The organism is Paenibacillus sp. FSL H8-0332 (assembly GCF_037963835.1).
Classification (GTDB): domain Bacteria; phylum Bacillota; class Bacilli; order Paenibacillales; family Paenibacillaceae; genus Paenibacillus_AQ; species Paenibacillus_AQ rhizoplanae.
In genome coordinates, this window is sequence record NZ_CP150145.1 from 1,512,454 (window position 1) to 1,531,391 (window position 18,938).

Annotated in this window: 16 protein-coding genes and 1 tRNA gene; 13 read left to right on the forward strand and 4 right to left on the reverse strand. The window is 46.7% G+C overall.

All coding sequences use genetic code 11. The annotated features are described in order from the left end of the window. Positions 1-95: 95 nt before the first annotated feature. Positions 96-662, reverse strand: a complete 567-nt coding sequence (locus tag NST43_RS06570) for a TetR/AcrR family transcriptional regulator (protein WP_339223239.1) — start codon at positions 660-662, stop codon at positions 96-98. A 143-nt stretch (positions 663-805) separates the two neighbouring features. Between NST43_RS06570 and NST43_RS06575 the strand changes: the two genes are divergently transcribed. Together NST43_RS06575 and NST43_RS06580 are read left to right on the forward strand one after the other, a co-directional pair. After that, positions 806-2,224 carry an MDR family MFS transporter gene (locus NST43_RS06575; protein ID WP_339223241.1) on the forward strand — a complete coding sequence of 473 codons (1,419 nt, stop codon included), beginning with the start codon at positions 806-808 and terminating at the stop codon, positions 2,222-2,224. Positions 2,225-2,256: 32 nt separating this feature from the next. After that, complete coding sequence (locus NST43_RS06580; RefSeq protein WP_209994156.1) at positions 2,257-2,577, forward strand: hypothetical protein; 321 nt, start codon at positions 2,257-2,259, stop codon at positions 2,575-2,577. Between the two features lie 81 nt (positions 2,578-2,658). On the opposite strand, the gene NST43_RS06585 is transcribed toward NST43_RS06580, so the two are convergent. Continuing rightward, a tRNA-Pro gene (locus NST43_RS06585) sits at positions 2,659-2,735 on the reverse strand. 284 nt (positions 2,736-3,019) lie between these two features. Here NST43_RS06585 and NST43_RS06590 point away from each other — a divergent pair. After that, positions 3,020-5,467, forward strand: a complete 2,448-nt coding sequence (locus NST43_RS06590) for a hypothetical protein (protein ID WP_339223243.1) — start codon at positions 3,020-3,022, stop codon at positions 5,465-5,467. A gap of 7 nt (positions 5,468-5,474) precedes the next feature. Here NST43_RS06590 and NST43_RS06595 read toward each other — a convergent pair whose 3' ends face one another. Together NST43_RS06595 and NST43_RS06600 are read right to left on the reverse strand one after the other, a co-directional pair. Beyond that, positions 5,475-6,533 (reverse strand): ATP-grasp domain-containing protein, encoded by a 1,059-nt coding sequence (locus NST43_RS06595; protein WP_339223244.1) that lies wholly within the window; start codon positions 6,531-6,533, stop codon positions 5,475-5,477. 45 nt (positions 6,534-6,578) lie between these two features. After that, complete coding sequence (locus NST43_RS06600) at positions 6,579-7,517, reverse strand: tyrosine-type recombinase/integrase (RefSeq protein WP_339223245.1); 939 nt, start codon at positions 7,515-7,517, stop codon at positions 6,579-6,581. Positions 7,518-7,702: 185 nt separating this feature from the next. Between NST43_RS06600 and NST43_RS06605 the strand changes: the two genes are divergently transcribed. The 10 genes from NST43_RS06605 to NST43_RS06650 all read left to right on the forward strand — a co-directional run bounded on the left by NST43_RS06605 (position 7,703) and on the right by NST43_RS06650 (position 18,549). Further along, positions 7,703-7,906: a hypothetical protein gene (locus NST43_RS06605; protein ID WP_339223246.1), complete on the forward strand. Its 204-nt coding sequence runs from the start codon at positions 7,703-7,705 to the stop codon at positions 7,904-7,906. Between the two features lie 117 nt (positions 7,907-8,023). Further along, entirely contained in the window at positions 8,024-10,657 is a 2,634-nt protein-coding gene (gene alaS, locus NST43_RS06610; RefSeq protein ID WP_339225355.1) for an alanine--tRNA ligase, read from the forward strand. 337 nt (positions 10,658-10,994) lie between these two features. After that, positions 10,995-11,270 carry an IreB family regulatory phosphoprotein gene (locus tag NST43_RS06615; RefSeq protein WP_339223248.1) on the forward strand — a complete coding sequence of 92 codons (276 nt, stop codon included), beginning with the start codon at positions 10,995-10,997 and terminating at the stop codon, positions 11,268-11,270. Further along, positions 11,270-11,686, forward strand: coding sequence for a Holliday junction resolvase RuvX (gene ruvX, locus NST43_RS06620; protein WP_209994187.1), 417 nt, complete (start codon positions 11,270-11,272; stop codon positions 11,684-11,686). Before NST43_RS06615 ends, ruvX begins: the two co-directional genes overlap by 1 nt. Before the next feature lie 13 nt (positions 11,687-11,699). Further along, on the forward strand, positions 11,700-12,008 hold the full coding sequence (locus NST43_RS06625; RefSeq protein WP_036696606.1) for a DUF1292 domain-containing protein: 309 nt from the start codon (positions 11,700-11,702) through the stop codon (positions 12,006-12,008). After that, a complete protein-coding gene (locus NST43_RS06630; protein ID WP_209994160.1) occupies positions 12,001-12,306 on the forward strand; it encodes a DUF1292 domain-containing protein in 306 nt (101 codons plus the stop codon). Before NST43_RS06625 ends, NST43_RS06630 begins: the two co-directional genes overlap by 8 nt. A gap of 182 nt (positions 12,307-12,488) precedes the next feature. After that, a complete protein-coding gene (gene mltG, locus NST43_RS06635; protein ID WP_339223250.1) occupies positions 12,489-13,535 on the forward strand; it encodes an endolytic transglycosylase MltG in 1,047 nt (348 codons plus the stop codon). A gap of 47 nt (positions 13,536-13,582) precedes the next feature. Further along, entirely contained in the window at positions 13,583-14,515 is a 933-nt protein-coding gene (locus NST43_RS06640; RefSeq protein ID WP_339223252.1) for a peptidase U32 family protein, read from the forward strand. A 254-nt stretch (positions 14,516-14,769) separates the two neighbouring features. Further along, complete coding sequence (locus tag NST43_RS06645) at positions 14,770-16,092, forward strand: peptidase U32 family protein (protein ID WP_209994163.1); 1,323 nt, start codon at positions 14,770-14,772, stop codon at positions 16,090-16,092. 339 nt (positions 16,093-16,431) lie between these two features. Continuing rightward, positions 16,432-18,549 carry a methyl-accepting chemotaxis protein gene (locus NST43_RS06650; protein WP_339223254.1) on the forward strand — a complete coding sequence of 706 codons (2,118 nt, stop codon included), beginning with the start codon at positions 16,432-16,434 and terminating at the stop codon, positions 18,547-18,549. Positions 18,550-18,938: the final 389 nt, after the last annotated feature.

The window sequence follows — 18,938 nt, forward strand, 5'->3', positions numbered from 1 at the left end:
GATGCCGAGTTGCAATACATGCAACATTAGCCCCACAGCAAAGAAATTAAGGGCGAATGACTTAAGCCGTAAAGCTGATGGACGGGAATGAAGAATTAACGCTTCAACACCAGCGGAAGGTACACCTCGTCCACAATATTGGCAATGGTCTCCTCCGACATAGGTGCGTTATACAGCATCAGCTCATGGCGGGCCAGATCGGACGGCAAAGTGAGCATTCGGGGGGTCACAGCTTCGGCAGACACTTCTCCACGCTCAACAGCCCGCTCTAGCAAAATCGACATGGTCCTGTTTTGACGCCCATGGGGGAAAATATAAGAGGCAAGCGGCATATCGCCCATTTCCGCTACAAGCCCGTAGAATGCATTCAACATTGCTTGAATATTATTCTGGTTCATGGCCCGCAGCACCCCGCATACATCATCCCTCAAATTCCCGTGATTAGGCACTTCCTCCAGCGGCAGGGGCACACGATCCCGGATGGCAGCAAGCACAAGCTCAGCGCGGTTGGCCCACCGTCGATAGAGTACGGCTTTGCTTGTTCCCGCCCGCTCGGCCACACTGTCCATCGTAAGATTGGAATACCCCTGCTCTGTCAACTCTTTCCGTACGGCTTGCAGTATAGCAGCTTCCAGCTCTTGACCTCTCCGTCTGTTCTTCAATTTATCCTGTTCTTGAGAAGTGGGCATATCTATCTCAACCTCCAATGGAGAATTTCGTTGCGTTTCCTATTTGGATAGTATATCATAGGCTCGAATAAGAAACTTAAAGTTTCTTAATTATTATCCAAAGGGAGATGAGCAATTTGCAAAAGCAAGCTAAACCAGCACTTGAACCGGCTGAACAGCAGGCAGCAGCGAAGAATTTGATGTGGATTCTTATGCTTGGGATTCTGGCCCCGCTATTCGATACGACGATAACCAATGTGGCGATTGATACGCTGGTCCGGGAATTTAACACCTCGGTGTCTACGATTCAGTGGGTGATGACCGGATATCTGCTGTCGCTTGCGATGGTCATACCGATAAGCGGCTGGGCAGTGGAGCGGTTTGGGGGAAGGAGGATGTGGCTGTTTTCGCTGGAGATGTTTTTGCTCGGCTCTGTACTGTGCAGCATGGCGTGGAATGTGGAGAGCCTGATTCTTTTCCGTACCCTTCAGGGGATCGGCGGGGGCTTGCTGATGCCCATCATGCAGACCTTGGCCGTACGTGCCTACGGAAGTCAGAATATGGGTCGAAAAATGGCGACCATAGCTCTGCCTGCGCTGCTTGGGCCCATTCTGGGACCGGTGCTGGGAGGAATAATCGTCAATCATCTGAGCTGGAGATGGATCTTCTTTGTCAATATTCCGCTTTGCGTGGCTGCCATTATTGTGGCGTGGAAGGGACTTCCCAAGGATGTGCGCAATGCTCGCACGCTGCGGCTGGATGTGCCTGGACTGTTATTACTGTCTCCGGCTATCGTGCTTACCCTGTACGGTCTTGGAGAAGTCAGTTCCCATCACGGCTTCGGTCATGCTGCGGTCCTTGCTCCGGTTATATCAGGTGTGGCGCTTTTAGCAGGGTTCGTGGTGTATGCACTCCGCAAAGGAAGCGAAGCATTGATCGATGTCACGCTGTTCCGGGTACGCTCCTTAACTGTATCCTCTACACTGCTGTTTCTATCCGGTTTGACCACCTACGGGGCAATGCTGCTGCTGCCGTTATATCTCCAGCAAGTCCGCGGTGAATCTGTGCTTATCTCCGGACTGCTGCTTGTTCCCCAAGGCATCGGCATGCTGCTGACCAGATCGCTGGCCGGCAAATTGACGGATCAGATCGGATCGAGACCCGTGGTTCTCGTCGGCACGGTCCTTACCATCCTTGGCACTTGGCCGCTGACGCAGCTTGGCGGAGATACGAGTTACTATTTTTTGAGTGCGGTTCTTATCGTGAGGGGGGCTGGATTAGGGGCTGTTTTTCTGCCGGTTATGGCTTCTGCCTATATCGGTCTGTCCTCGAAGCAAATCCCGCACGCCAGCAGCACCACCCGTATTATGCAGCAGATTGGCGGCGCCTTCGGCGTATCGGTTATCGCAATTATTTTACAAAATGAGTTGAATTCCGTCCTGACTCCTGACCCGGCCGCAGTGGCCGTTGCCTTCGATCATACGTTTATGTGGACGATTGCCTTCTCGATCCTGGCGTTAATTCCGGGGGCGTTCCTGCCTAGAATACGAAGATAGCGCGGCTAGCAGGATCATTGCTTTTTGTGGTATTGGGGATCTGGCTGCTAAAAATATCCGGGGAGGTTACGACGGATCTTGCCATCCTTCTGCGGACGCTGGGAATTTCCTGCACCGTGCTGTTTGGCCTGGCGGCCATTGTCTATCTTATCATGCTGCTGCGCCGCATCTTCCTCGCTGATCCCAAAGCCTACCTGTCCCGACAACGTGGACTAAAGCGGTGGCTGATGGCGATCAACCTCCGTCTCGCCGGCACACCTGTGAATATTACGGGCCAGTCCATACATTTGCCGCTGGAGCGTATCTATGAGGAGATGGAGCTGAGAAGACGGCTGTGGGTGGGGCGGAGGTAATCGTCTGATTAGAATAGGGGGATGAAACGCCAAAAAATCGCGGTCCCAAAGCCGCGAATCTTAATTAGATCATGTTAGATATGGTCGAGACGACAGGATTCGAACCTGCGGCCTCTTACTCCCGAAGCAAGCGCTCTACCAAGCTGAGCTACGTCTCGACGCTATGAATAACTAAATTATACGCCTGTGTGTAAGCGCTGTAAATACTATTTCCTTGTAAGAATGCCAGAATGATCGGCAGAAACCGTGCGTGTAGGTCAAATACACGATATGAATGGAGAATGCTGACTAATTATGTCGTTCGTGAAAGATCTGTGAAAGAAATGGTAGATTAAAGGAGAATTATGAAGAAAGTCGAATATCCTATTAATGAAACAAAAAGTGGATGGATTATAAAAAAACACATCCTAATAACTCAGAATTATTTGGAGGTTTAATCTAAGTGACCTTATCCAGTAAGCAGTTGGAGATTAAGAAGGAAATTATAAATGGAATGGAAAATCCTAAAATAAGTATAGTTCATTTACATGGACCCTTAGGTGGCGGGAAAACTGAGATAATAAAAAGTTACTTAAAAGAAATACGCGATAAGTATGAGAACTGGGCTGCTTTCTACATTGAAGGAAAGCGAGGACTAAATGATCCTTACTCAACAATTACATTAGCGGAAGAAGTCAACCATCCTTATTTTGAACATAATAATATTGGTTTTAATTTTGGGTTTAAAATTTTTGACTTTATAAATATAGGAATATCAAATTCCTTTAAAAAGAAGGAGATATTCGACTCAAAAATCAATTTTTTTGCAAAGAAAATAGCGCATTTAGCTGAAGAAAATATATTAATAATTGCAGATAGCTATCACTTTTGGGACAAATCATCTCAATCATTTCTCGAAGCGTTAAGATATTCCCAAAAAATTCTTAAAAATAAAAAGGTAAAGATAGTTGTAGTAACAGACGATGAGGAAAAACAAAGCAGTTACTTAAATTCAAAAATGATGTTTACGGAAGGTTTAAATATTTATTTAGAATTGCCTAAATCAGATGAAATAGGTGATCTACTTAAAAAATTAGGGTACAAGTTATCATTATCTGGACATGATCTTGAAACTATTATGTCTCTAAGTGGTGCAAATATTGATTTTATTAAAATTGTTGTTGAAGGGCTCTATTTAAATAAATCAACTAATCTTTCCTCAGATCAAGCAAATTTGGACTTGAAAATTTTACTTGAGTATAGATTAGATCTGTTAGGTGATAAAAAGTTAGATTATTCTGATATATTAAAAGCTTCTTCAATTATCACTGGAGATTTTGGCATAAATGAAATTGGATTTTTATGTAAAGGTAAAAGTAATATAGACGAAATATTAACCAATTGTTGTGAAAATTTATTCTTAAAAAAAGGTAAACAGTATGTTTTTTCAAACAGTTTTATTCAGAATTTTTTTTATATGAAGCTACACGGAACACATTCAAGATTCCATTTGCAATATTACAATTTTTTAAAAGAAAACAAACCTGAGGACTACTTAACACGTGCTGTTCACTTGTCATTAGGTGATGTTGAAGGCATACATGTTCAGGAAATAGTAGGACTTTTTATATTAGCTTATTGTCGGAATATTTTTGTAGCATCTCAACCTGGAGAGTGTGATTATATTAAAAAAACACTTGAAAAGACGATAAAGAATAGTGATAACTATAATATGCAAGTCTATCTGAGTACCTTCAATAATATGATAGAGGCTTGTCAAGCCTATTTGGAGGAAGACTATTCTAATGCTTATGAAAAACTAAAAGTCATTTCTGATACTGGTTCTTTATTACTTAAGTCAGAAGTTGCTCGTATGGAGCTTCTTGTATCACTTATGCTGGATATGAACACTGAACGTATCAAATCCCATGTTTATAGATTGGAGTTTTTACTTAATGAACTTGAACTGAATGAAAAAGAAGAATGGGCAATTTGTTCATTTGCCCTGTTTTCAACATATTCAAACAAATTGGGCCATTTCGATAAAACAGAACAAACGGCTTTAAAGTTGCTTGCTTTTATAAGTAATAATCAGAATAATAAGTTTTTTGAATATTTAGGTAAAACAATTCAAAGAAAAGCTTTTTTGTATAAATCTCCGGCAATGTCTAAAGTTGCAATGGAAGATGCTGTTAATTATTTCGAACAGTCATCGGACTATCTTCAATATTATTTTTCACTTTGTAATTATGCTGGAATATTAATGGTTTTAGGTAAATTTGATATGGCTATAGCTCATTTAGATGGATGCCTAAGTTTAATAAACGATCACAAATACATCAATTACCCTTCCAAAGAAAAGGTATATAACAACCTTTATTTAACTGAATTTTTATCACAGATGAGAAGAGAAGATTTTGAAATTAAAAACCCTATTGTAGATGAAACGATAGCCAAATTAAAAACTCAAATATCTAACAAACCATCTGAGAAGGATGCTATAATAATGCTCAATCTCGCTAATATTTTTCTGTTGAAGCAAGATTTCAAGAATTGCTATAAAGTAGTAGACGATTTAAAGAAAAATATACTTATAGCAAATGAGGATGCTTTTTATGAATATTACATTAAAAATATATATTTAGTTGTTGAAATACTAAATAAAAATTGGGAAACTTCAAAGCAGTATTTGGTTGATTTAAAACAAAGTGTTCCAGAATTCCATAAAAAAATAAAACAACAAATTACAAACCGAATTTTCGCTTTAGAAAACCTGATTAATAAGAAATTAGATCTTGACCCAGTTGCCCTTGATCAATGGATTTATGAGCAATCATCTCCTAAAGAGGCGGCTTGTAATTTTTATTGTAGATTATTTCTATTTTCCGATTTACAATTCTCGTCACTTTAGAACATTCCTACACATCTGTTGCTAAAGCAATAATTGAACTATAAATATGCTTTGTTTCGAAACCCAATTTTGCAAATGCAAAAGAAAATGAACTGTGGTTAGTTGTATAAGGAGAGGCAGCAATATCCATTAAGTAAGGAATACCATTGTTATTAATTCGAAAATCGATTCTCCCATAATTTCTGAGTCCAACAAGATTAGAAATAATTTTGGCGGATTCTTTAGTTTTTTCTATTATAGATTTTGGCAACTCTTCGTTTAAAGAGTAAAAATCATAAGAATCATTATAAGAATGATCAAAAGTTATTATTGCTTCATTTAATAATCTTTTATCATTTATTGAAATGCCAACTGGTTCAAAAGCAAACGGTGTACTTGAAATTAATAGTGGAACTTCACATTCATACCCTTCAATAAATTCTTGAATTAATAAACTTTTGTTACTTGAATAGGATAAATCGTGAAGTTCGAGAGCTTTTTTTGAGTTGAACTCAATTATGGATTCAGAGCCTAAACCGATACTTGCGGACTCATATAGTGGTTTAATGATAATTTTCTTTCCATCTGGTGGTCTTTTATCTAGCCATCCCGTAGGCGACAATACCCAACTATCTGGTACTAAAATATTGTGGCTTTCTAAGAATTTAGTATATGTATATTTAGCTCTGCTAAGAGAAATAACAAACGCATCAGCTCCGGTATAGGGAATGTGTAATAGGTCGCAAAAAGATGGGATTAACGATTTTTTGCCAACATATTCACCATTTCTTGCCAGATTATAAACTAATCTTTTGTTTTTGTAGTATGCCTCTCTAAGCACAGTCATGATAAATTCAGGTTCATTAAAAAATGTTTCGACAAAAAAACCAGTTCTTTTAATACCTTCAAATACCTCATCGTATTCTTCATCCGAAAAAAATTCATTACTTAAAGAATAATTGACCGGCTGACCATTTATTTCTCTAGTTTGTGAACGTGTATTGGTAATTAGTGCTACATTGTACTTTTTACTTATTTGTTTTGAATTTAACCACAACTCATGGATAAGGGATATTAAATCACTCATATTTTAAAACCTCCAAATAATTCTGAGTTATTAGGAGGTTCTTATCTATAATTTAAGATTATTTCTTGCATTGAATTTGTTAAGGACCTCCTTCTTTCGCTCTACTGAAACTTCTGTGTAGATTTGGGTAGTGCTGACATTAGTATGGCCCAGAATTTCTTGGACAGAACGAAGATCAGCCCCATTGTTTAGTAAATGTGTAGCAAAGCTATGTCGTAAGTAGTGAGGAGTGGATTTTTTACTGATATTTGCAAGATCTCTGTACTTGGCATAGATATCCTCTATAGAATAAATAGAAAGTCGATCTCCATATTTATTGATGAAAAGTGCGTCTGATTTTGGGTTTAGCTCTTCCCGAAGACTGAGCCAAGAATTAATCTTTTTTACTACCTCTGCGCTTGAAATATATAGAAGACGTTCCTTACGCCCTTTCCCAAAAATCAGAATCGTATTCTCCTCTAAATCAATATCTTCTAAGTTAATTGAAACAAGTTCTCCTATCCTGATTCCGATCACATATAACAACTCAATAATTGCATTATTCCTTATACAGATTATTTTTCTAAAGGGGGTATGTAATTCTTTCATGTGCTCTTGAGGGGAGTTTAGAAGACGCTCAATCTCAGTCACAGATAGTGTTTTGGGGATTCGTTTAGCTGTTTTAAAATGCTTCCCAAAGGTTGCAACAGGTGATACTGATATTTTCTCAGTTTGAACAAGATAATTGAAAAAGGCTTTAATCGTTATATATTTTCTTTTAATTGTTGAATCACTCAATATATTATTTAGGTTCAGTTCTTCTAAATATGTAATTAAATCTTGTTTTGTAATTTGTTCATAAGAATGAATGTTGTACCAAGCATGTAATCCATTTAAATCAGATAAATAAGCTTTAATCGATTTTAAAGATAAATTACGTTCAACACTTAAATAAAATTCATACTCTTTAAGGTATTCTGTAAAATCAGCAATAGTTAGTTCCATGTTGCCTCCTATTATTTCTGTGATTGCTTGAAGTCATAAATTTTAAATTTATCATTAATCAGCTTACTTTATTTTGACTTAAATAGCTTAGTGTTTTTATGTTCAGTGAATTTCTCGGTACAAGATTGACAGATATCCACCCGCTGGCTATACTTGAAATGTTAAAAAGCAAATCGGACAAAGCGTTGATGAAAACAAGTACGCCGGAGAATGGCTTCACCAGAGAACAGGTTCCTTTGCGGATTTTCGCATCGGGTGTGAGAACCTGGGAGACAGGCCGGCTGAAAGCTGATTTCGGAGTGCGGGGACAATCCCGCCGGGGGCACCCGTTAACAGCCGCACAAGGCGATCGTCTGCAATTGTCCGTGATTCACGGATCAAGGCGATAACCAGGGTGGTACCGCGATAATCATCGTCCCTGAATTTCATTCAGGGGCGTTTTTTGTTTTTGATTTTCGTATCCGGCCAGCGTGCCGCATTTAATGAAGAGACGGGAGCTGTACATGATGAAAGCAAGTGAAATCCGTTCCAAATGGCTGCAGTTTTTTGAAAGTAAAGGTCACCGTATTGAGCCGAGCGCCTCGCTCGTGCCGCACAATGACCCTTCGCTGCTGTGGATTAATGCAGGCATGGCGCCGCTGAAGGCATACTTCGACGGCCGGGAGATTCCTGAGAATCCCCGCCTGACCAATTCGCAGAAATGTATCCGCACCAATGATATTGAGAACGTGGGCAAGACGCGCCGTCACCATACGTTCTTTGAGATGCTGGGGAACTTCTCCATCGGCGATTACTTCAAGGAGGAGGCCATTACCTGGGCTTGGGAATTCCTTACCGGCAAGGAGTGGATCGGCTTCGATGGCGACCGGATCTCCGTTACCGTGTATGCTGAGGACGAAGAAGCGTTCAAGCTGTGGAATGAGAAGGTCGGCCTGCCCGCAGAACGCATCATCAAGCTGGGCGACGAGAACTTCTGGGATATCGGCGAAGGCCCGTGCGGCCCGTGCTCAGAGATTTTCTATGACCGCGGTGAAGCGTACGGCAGTGATATGAGTGATCCGGAGATGTATCCGGGCGGCGAGAATGAGCGCTGGCTGGAGGTCTGGAACCTCGTATTCTCGCAGTTCAACCATAATAAGGACGGCAGCTATACACCGCTTCCCAACAAGAATATTGATACCGGCGCTGGCCTGGAGCGCTTCGCTTCCATTCTCCAGGATGTGGATTCCAACTTCGATACCGATCTGTTCCAGCCGATTATTCAGAAGACCGCCGGGCTTGCCGGTGTAACCTACAAGGATAATGTTGAACAGGATATCGCGCTAAAAGTCATTGCCGACCATGTGCGTACCGTTACGTTCGCTGTGGGTGACGGAGTGCTTCCTTCCAATGAAGGACGCGGCTATATTATCCGCCGTCTGCTTCGCCGCGCCGTGCGCTACGGCAAGACGCTGGGACTGGACCGTCCGTTCCTGCATGAGCTGACCGAGACCGTTGGAGAGATTATGGGAGTATATTATCCTTCCGTGGTCGAGAACCGTGAATATATCGCCAAAATCATCCGTCTGGAAGAGGAACGCTTCCACGAAACGCTGTCCGATGGTCTGGCGATCCTCGGGGAGATCAGCGCCAAAGCCAAAGCGGACGGCCTGAGCACCATTGCCGGTGCGGATGCGTTCAAGCTCTATGACACGTATGGCTTCCCGTTTGACCTGACCGAGGACTTCGCGTCCGAGCAGGGGCTTGCAGTAGACCGCGCCGGCTTCGATGCCGCGATGCAGGAGCAGCGTGACCGGGCCAGAGCTGCCCGTCAGGACAGTGCCAGCATGAAAATTCAAGGCGGCGCACTCGCCGAGCTGACGGTTAAAAGTGAATTTGTTGGATATAATGACACGGTAGCAGAGTCCAAAGTAATGGCTATTGTCATTGACGGCGCACTTGTTGATGTCGTCAGTGAAGGCGCGCAGTGCCAGGTCATTCTTGAAATGACTCCGTTCTATGCAGAGAGCGGCGGCCAAGTCAGCGATACCGGCGTTCTGACCGGCGGATCGGTGACCGCTAAGGTGAATGGCCTCTTCAAAGCACCGCACGGCCAGCATGTTCACCTCGTTACGGTTGAAGCAGGCGAGCTGAAAGTGGGCGATACCGTCCGTGCTGAAGTGAACCGGGCAGAGCGTGAGGATATCGTGAAGAACCACACCGCAACCCACTTGCTGCACAAAGCACTGAAGGAAGTGCTGGGCAGCCATGTCAATCAGGCAGGCTCTTTAGTAGAAGGCTCACGCCTGCGGTTTGACTTCTCGCATTTTGGAGCCATCACACCAGAGGAGCTCAGCGATATCGAGCAGCGTGTGAACGCTCAGATCTGGCGCGGCCTTCCTGTAGTGATCGAGAATAAGCCGATTGATGAAGCCAAAGCCATGGGGGCAATGGCCCTCTTCGGAGAGAAATACGGCAATGTCGTCCGTGTCGTTCAAGTCGGCGACTACAGCCTGGAGCTGTGCGGCGGATGCCATGTGTCTAATACATCGCAGATCGGAATCTTCAAGCTGCTCAGCGAGAGCGGCATCGGTTCCGGGGTGCGCCGGATTGAAGCTGTGACTGGCCGTTACGCTTATCAGTTCACGGAGAGCCAGCTGGACCTGCTGAAGCAATCGGCAGCCCTGTTGAAATCGTCGCTGACCGATGTGCCGAAGCGGATCGAAGCTCTGCATGCGCAGGTCCGCGAGCTGGGCCGCGAGAATGAATCGCTCCAGTCCAAGCTGAGCGCCACCTTCGCAGCAGAGCTGACCAGCAGTGTAATCACAGTAGGCGGAGGAACACAGCTTCTTGCGGTCTCCGTCCAGGCCGGCAATATTGATGCTTTGCGCTCGACAGCGGACGAACTGAAGTCCAAGCTCCCGGAGGCCATACTGGTGCTCGGTGCTGCAATGGATGACAAGGTGAACTTCGTGGTCGCCGTACCTCAGGAACTGGTGAAGAAAGGCTTCCACGCCGGCAAGCTGGTGAAGGAGATCGCTGCAGTCTGCGGCGGCGGCGGCGGCGGACGTCCGGATATGGCACAGGCTGGTGGCAAGGATGCTTCCAAGCTGGGTGAGGCCCTGAAAAAGGCTGAGGAGCTGGTAGCCGCACAGGCTTAAGCGGTATTCAGAAATTCCCGTCTGTAAGAAACTGTGGATTTCTATCAAGGGTTGGGAAGCAGCGGTGCTGAGGGCAATCACTCAGTGCCGCTGCTTTATTCACACAATGTATATTTTTGGAGGTTATTCATTATTGACCTGGGGCATGCAATAGCTTAAAACCCAAAAAAACATCTATTTTTGTAGACAAAATGCCAAAAAAAGCGCTTTAACCATGGCAGGATTTCCTCGTTAGGGCATGAATATGTTATGATGAGGGCAGCAAGTAAGCTGTACAGCAGCAACTTTGCGAAGCCGCCCGAAACGGGGTGATTTTGCAGAAGGAAGGTGTCACCACATGGACTCCATGGACAAAACGGTCAAATTCAATGTGAAGGGCGACGAAAAGGAAGCCTCTCCCCAGGAAATACTACTCGCCGTGTACGACGCGCTGGTGGAGAAAGAATATCATCCGATCAATCAGATCGTAGGATATCTTCTGTCAGGAGATCCGGCTTACATTCCACGCCACAACAATGCGAGAAGTTTGGTCCGGAGGAAAGAGCGTGATGAGCTGATCGAAGAACTGGTCCGTTTCTATCTGGCCAATCACCGGGCGGACCAGCCGAAATGATGAAGAAGCTGGGACTGGATTACGGCGACCGCAGAATCGGTGTTGCCACAAGCGATATTTTCGGATGGACAGCACAATCTCTGGAGACTATTGAGCGGCGCGGAAACGACAATGAATTCGATCGTATCCGTGAACTGGTCAAGGAGTACGAAATCGGCGAGATTGTTGTCGGACTGCCGAAGAACATGAACGGCTCCGTAGGACCCCGTGGTGAAATTTGCATCGAATTCGCAGATAAGCTGCGGGAGCAACTCGATTTACCCGTACACCTTTGGGATGAGCGTCTGACGACGGTATCTGCTGAGCGGGTGCTGATTGAAGGGGATGTCAGTCGTAAGAAACGCAAGGGGCTGGTGGACAAAATGGCCGCAGCGCTGATTTTGCAAAATTATTTGGATGCTAACAGTAAAAGGTGAGGGGTGTGCGGATATGACAAACGAACAGATCGGCCAAGAAGAGGAACCGGAAATTATCTATATTCCCGATGAGGAAGGTAATGAAGAGGAATTCGAGGTCATCATGAAGTTTGAAGTGGACGGATCGGATGCCAAGTATATGATGGTGGTTCCGCTTGATTCCGAGGATGAGGAGACAGATGAGGTCTACGCGTTCCGTTACGAGGAAGACGGCGACGATCTGCAGCTCTTCATGATTGAGAATGATGAGGAATGGGCCATCGTAGAGGAGACCTTCAATACTTTGGTTGACGAGCTGGATGGAGGAGCAGAGAATGACTGATTTTTCCGCTGATCAGGCGGTATGGACTTCTAAGCTCAAGGAAGTATATGGAGAAACAGTAGAACTGGAGGATGAGCAGGGCAAGTCTTCCGTTTACGATATTATTGCAGAATTTGCTGTGGGTGATCGTGCTTATGCCGTTCTGGGCGGATCGGGAAGAGCTGCGGAGCAGGAAATTCTGCGCATCGTAGTTTCTCCGGACGGACTTCCGGAGCTGGAGAGCATTATGGACGATGAAGAGTGGGAGAATATTTCCGAGCTGTATGATGAGCTTACTTTTCCTGCTGATGCCGAGTAAGCGACTGTAGCAACTTCATGTAGAGCAGATACGGAAGAGGGCGGATTTTTTCCGCGCTCTTTTTGCTTATGAGGAACGAAATGATCTTTCAGTCTGCATGAAAAAAGCTTATGCTATAAAAATAGGTTGAATTTTGGACAATACAATTTTATACTTTATAGTCGGAAAGTGAGGCGTAACATTTGAAAGCCGTGATCCGCACTGTGCTTATCTTAATCCTGGTCCTGGCAGCTGCCGCCGGAGGAGGAGCATGGTACATTTGGAATGGAATGCAGCCGGTAAAGCCCGCAGGACCGGCCGTAACGGTTACGATAGAGAAGGGTATGGGAAGCTCGCAAATAGCCGACCTGCTTCAGCAAGAGGGCATTATCAAGCATAGTCTGTTCTTCAAAGGGTATCTGAAATGGGTCCAGGAAGGCTCCAGCTTCAAGGCCGGCACATATCAAGTAAGTTCCGGTGACTCCTACGACACGCTGATCAGCCGGTTGAATGCCGGAGATGTTGTGAAGGAAGCGACGGTTACATTTACCATCCCTGAAGGGTATACAGCGGTCCAAGTGGCGGAGAAGCTGGCCGCTGCATGGAATCAGAAGCCGGAGGTCTTCCTTGCGCTGATCGATTCAGGTAAGGGTCTGGAAGCTGTAAGTAAGCTGGAGATTCCGGACAATCCGCTGCTGCGCCACCGGTTGGAGGGGTATCTTTTCCCGGAGACCTATGAACTGGCTAAGGACAGCACCCCGCAGGAAGTCATCGGGGCGATGCTTGAGCAGCTGGTGAAGAAGCTGGATACGATTCCTGAGTGGAAGGCCAAGCTTGCGAACCGCGGGCTATCCCTGCATGAGCTGCTGACCGTAGCTTCACTGGTGGAGCGTGAGGTGGTAGTAGACAAGGAACGTCCGCTGGTGGCCGGTATTATCTATAACAGACTGGATAAGGGGCAGAAGCTGGAGATCGACGCTACCGTCCAGTACCTGCTGGACAAGCAGAAAGAGCGGCTGTATGAGAAGGATCTGAAGGTAGACAGCCCTTATAATACGTATAAGCAGGCGGGCTTGCCGCCTGGACCGATCAGCAGCCCCGGACTTGCGTCGATTGAAGCAGCTATGAAGCCGGAGATCTCGGATTATTTCTTCTATGTCACTAAGAAGGACGGCTCGCAGGGACATTTATTTGCCAGAACCTACAAGGAACATTTAGCCAATATTCAAAAAAGCAAACAAAATCCGTAAGAACCCGCTACAATAGTAAGGATGAGCAATGCACAGGAGGTAACACGATGAATAACACACCGGAGCTGCTGGTAACAGCGGCTTCTCTGGAAGAAGCGGCAGCGCTGCTGGATGCAGGAGCGAGTGCGCTGCTGATCGGCGATGACCGCTTTGGTATGCGTCTCGCCGGACATTTTACACTTGAAGATACGTCCGCAGTAGTGAAGCTGGCACATGCCCGGGGCGGTAAGGTATATGTAAGCATTAATGGACTGATTCCCAATACTATGCTGGAGGAGCTTCCGGCTTATGTGAAGGCCATCGGCGGGCTGGGTGTGGATGGGGTAGAGTTCGGTGATCCCGCCGTCCTGGCGGCCGTCAAAGCCGAAGCGCCGGGAATGAAGCTGCACTGGAATGCGGAAATGACCTCAACCAACTATGCAACAGCCAATTATTGGGGCCGCAAGGGAGCTTCGCGGGTCGTTCTGGCGCGTGAGCTGAATATGGATGAGATGACCGAGATGGTCCCTCATCTGGAAGTGGAAGCCCAGGTCCAGGTACACGGCATGACGAATATCTATCATTCCAAGCGCAAGCTGGTAGGCAGTTATATGTCCCACCAGGGCCGTCCAAGCGATGGCGGAAGCCTGGGCAAGGAGCGCGGGCTGTTCCTGATTGAAGCGGAGCGTCCGAATGAGAAGTTCCCGATCTATGAAGACGAGAATGGCACGCATATTATGAGCTCGGATGATATTTGCATTCTGGAGGATCTCCATTTCTTGTTAAAAGCCGGCGTACACAGCCTGAAAATCGAAGGTCTGCTGAAGCCGGTGGCTTATAATGTGGCTGTCGTTAAGGCTTACCGTCATGCCATGGACGTCTATGCCGCTGATCCCGCTGAATATGCATTCGAGGAGTCTTGGCTGGAGGAGGTCCGTGCCTTGCAGGACCCTGAGCGTGAACTGTCGTTCGGCTTCTTCTATAAAGAACAGGTATATTAATATATAAAAGGTATTGTCTCAGCTCTTGTAAGGTTTATCCCATCATCATTGGGTTCAGCGGCGGAGGGGAATTTGGAACTGCAGGAGCGATAGCGTCCGCCTTTAGGTTTGGATTTCAACTGCGAACCGCAGCTTAAAATGAAGAAATCCAAACCTAACAGCGGCCGAAAGTCCAAATTCACCGCAGCAGCGTGTACCACCCGATGTATGCTTTGAAATCTTGCAGAAGATGAGACACAGAAAGGAGAACAGGAATGGGAACCATGACCAAGCCTCAATTCAAAGGCAAACGTTACCGTCTGGACAAACCGGAGCTCCTGGCTCCGGCAGGAAACTTAGAGAAATTGAAATTCGCCGTGCATTATGGTGCGGATGCAGTATATATCGGAGGACAAAAATACGGCCTGCGCTCAGGCGCAGATAACTTTACCTTTGAGGAAATGCGCGAGGGTGTTGAATTTGCCAAGAAATACGGTGCCAAAGTATTCGTAGCCACCAATATCTATGCTCACAATGAAGATATCGCGGGGATTGAAGAATACCTGCGTAATTTATATGAGGCCGGAATTGCAGCGATTATCGTAGCCGATCCGGTGATTGTCGATACTGCCCTGCGCCTGGTGCCAGGTCTTGAGGTGCACTTAAGCACCCAGCAGTCCACGCTTAACTGGCAGGCAGTATCCTATTGGAAGGAGGAAGGTCTGCCGCGCGTAGTATTGGGCCGGGAGACCAGCCTGGAGGAAATCGCCGAAATCAAGCAGCATGTGGATATTGAGATCGAGAGCTTCATTCACGGTGCTATGTGCTCCTCTTACTCGGGACGCTGCGTGTTATCCAACCACTTCACCGACCGTGACTCCAACCGCGGGGGCTGCTGCCAATCCTGCCGCTGGAAGTATGATCTGTTCGAAGATGCCCGTCCCGAAGGGAACTGGGTATCCGAAGAGGAGCAGGCTGAGGGGCCTCAGGCCTTGCAGCCCGGAATCACCCAGCTGCCGCTGCATCAGCCCGAGGACAACCCGTTCACTATGGGATCGAAAGACCTATGCATGCTGGAGAGTATTCCTGACCTGATTGAAGCCGGAATTGACAGCTTCAAGATTGAGGGCCGGATGAAATCGATTCACTATGTGGCTACTGTAGTGAATGCCTACCGCAAAGCCATTGATGCTTACATGGCCGACCCGGAGGGGTATGTGCTGAAGCCCGAATGGCTGGAGGAGTTGCAGAAGGCGGCTAACCGTCCGCTGAATACGGGATTTTTCTACGACACACCGGACCATGAAGATCACATTTATGAGCCGGAGGAGAAAGCTGCTCCGTACGACTTTGCCGGTCTGGTGCTGGAGTATGATGCGGAGAGCGGGATGGCGCTCGTTCAGCAGCGCAATAACTTCAAGCCGGGACAGGAAGTCGAATTCTTCGGACCGGACGATACCTTCTTCAAGCAGACCGTAGGCGAGCTGTGGGATGAGGCGGGCAATCCGCTGGAGGTTGCCCGCCATCCGCTGCAGCGGGTGCGGATGAAGGTCGATCAGCCGGTTGCTTATTTTGATATGATGCGCAAGCGAAAATAATGGCTTTACAAACCAAGAGATGTCTGTTTACACAAGGGCATTTCTTTTTTTGTGCCAAAATGCTTATGCAATTCGACAAAAATATATTAGTATTGAAGCGATTTGCAAATAATGCTAAGAAAAATGAGACTTTGTGCCGATATATAGGGCAGGTAACGCTTACATATATCTTCCAATCTAGGCGATAGGCAGGTGATGGTTATGGGAGCTCCCAATCCGGACGAGAAGACAAATAAACCGAAGGAGAGTAGGATAAAAGTGGCGAAAAACAGTAAAAAGCCAAAGAGTACACAAAAGGCTAAGGCCCAGAACACAGAAGCTTCACAGACAACAAGCAACATGGTAGACAAGAGAAATTACAAAAAGGTATTAAGCGGTTCGCTAAGCCAAATGAAGAGGGTGAACCCGACCAAATCTGTTGGGGTGAAGCTGTTCCTGATCTTCTTATCTTCCATCGTGGTGGTGGTCCTGTTCTTAGGACTTCTGTCTTACAACAAAGCGAAGAATACAATTAAAGAGAATGTGTCCGAAGCCAACCGGCAGACGATTATTCAGACCTCGGAGAAGCTGGATATTACCTTGAAGCAGTATGAGAGTCTCGCACTTCAGTTATATTTTGATACACAGATGCAGGCGAATCTGACAGAGCTGTCTTCGGCGAAGAGCAGCTACGATAAGTTCGTGGCTACCGATGCGATCAGCAAGAAGCTGTCCAGCCAGACTACAACGGATGCCAATATAGTCGCCATCTCACTCATTCCGGAGGACCCGGAGATGGGGATTGTCTCTAGCGGAAGCACCGGCCTGGCCGGCGATGATGTGAGAGCACAGGAATGGTACAAGACCGTGGTCAAGAATTCAAGCTCATATGAGCCTCATTATACGACAGAAGCCAAATCCGCACAGAACTACTGGTTCCCTACGGCCATTGAAGGCAGTGGCGGCAAGAATCTGGCTATGGTCAGAACGCTCAAGAATCTGGGCTCCAACGCCTCTTATGTAGTTATGCTGGAGCTTAAGAGCACTCTCCTGGAAGAAGCTTTCAAGAGTGTGCGGCTTGGGGATGGCTCACGGATTCAACTGGTAGCCCCGGATGGAACCGTAGTGGCTTCGTCACAGCCTGAGGAGGACGGCAAAGCCTCCGAGCTTAGTTTCATCAAGGATAGCAAGGAGAGCAATAAGAGCAAGGAAGCCAAGGATGAGAAGGGCGAGCATATCCTTGCTGTTTACAACCCGATGCAGAAGGCAGACTGGAAGCTTGCCGGTGTAGTTCCTACCGGAGAACTGGTTCAAGCTGCCACGCCGATTCTGTTTACTACCTTCCTTGCTGCTGGAGCGGCAGCCCTGCTGGCCATGGTGGTTGGCTTCTGGATGGTCCAGATGATTGCCAAGCCGCTGGCACGCTTGAAGGACCTGATGCTGGAAGGAGCCGAAGGCAACCTGAGTGTTCGTACCCAGTATGTCTCGAAGGATGAGATCGGCCAGTTGTCGGCCTCATTCAATATGATGATGGGTAAGATTACTGAGCTAGTAGCCCAAACTACAGATACAGCCCGCGAAGTCCTTGAGACTGCTGGTGAGCTGGGGGATGCTTCGCGCAAGACGGCGATCTCCGCCAAGGAAATCGCTGCGGCCACAGAGGAGATTGCCGGCGGTGCCGGAAGTCTGGCCCAGGAAGCCGAGCGCGGCAATGAGCTGACTGATCTGATTGCTACGCAGATGCAGAGTGTTATTGCAGCCAACTCCGAGATGGATCAGGCAGCCCGTGGAGTCGGGGAAGCCAGCGGACAGGGTGCTGTACAGCTGGAAGAGCTGCTGGATCAGACCGGACGTACAGGGGAAATGACTTCTGCCCTGGTGGATAGAGTCAACAACCTCAAGGAAACGGTATATTCCGTAATCAAGGTGCTGGATGTGATGAAGAATATTACCCAGCAGACGAACATTTTGTCTCTGAATGCAACGATTGAAGCAGCGAGAGCAGGCGAAGCTGGCCGTGGCTTCATGGTAGTCGCAGGGGAGGTCCGGCAGCTTGCAGACCAATCCAAGCAGTCCATCGCTCTGGTCGCTGGAATCACAGACAAGATTGTAGCTGAGATGGATGAGACGGTTGCTGTTCTGTCTGAAGTGGCTCCGCTGTTCAAGGAGCAGATGGTATCCGTGAAGAGTACCAGTGAGATCTTCGTGTCTGTGAAGGGGCAGATGGAAGACTTCATTATGAGTCTGGAGTCTGTAACAGGGGCCATCGACAGTCTGAATCATTCGCAGGGCGTGCTGTCCGATGCTATGGGGAATGTGAGTGCGGTAGCGCAGCAATCCTCGGCAACCTCGGAAGAGGTAGCATCGCTCAGCAGTGAGCAGCAGAATGTCAGTGACCATCTCGTAGCCTTGTCGAACAAGCTGCAAGGGGCCTCCACCCAGCTGGAGAGCAAGCTGTCGCTGTTTACGATCAAATAATGTTATTTGAAACTGTTCAGTATTAAGTATTCAAGGGTGTCACGCAAGCCGCATTCGGCTGCGTGACGCCCTTTTTAGTTGATGTTTAGGAATGCTGCGCCTAGGGATAGGCCCATACTTCACAGCCAGTAACATTTATAAAGCAATCCTGCAAAAAGTGCAACAATGCTGATCCGTAGAAGCGGTCTATGCTGAAATCCTGCACGAATTGCAACAAATCCTACGCTAACGTGCTCTAAACGCCGAAATTTGTGCAAATAATGCGACAATATAGCTTATCCAGCACCATTTTTTAAGGAATCCTGCCAAAAGTGCAATAATACTGTTCCTTACAAGCGGCCGGTGAGAGAAGGCACCAGCATCCCTCACCCGCAGGGTGATTTTATCCA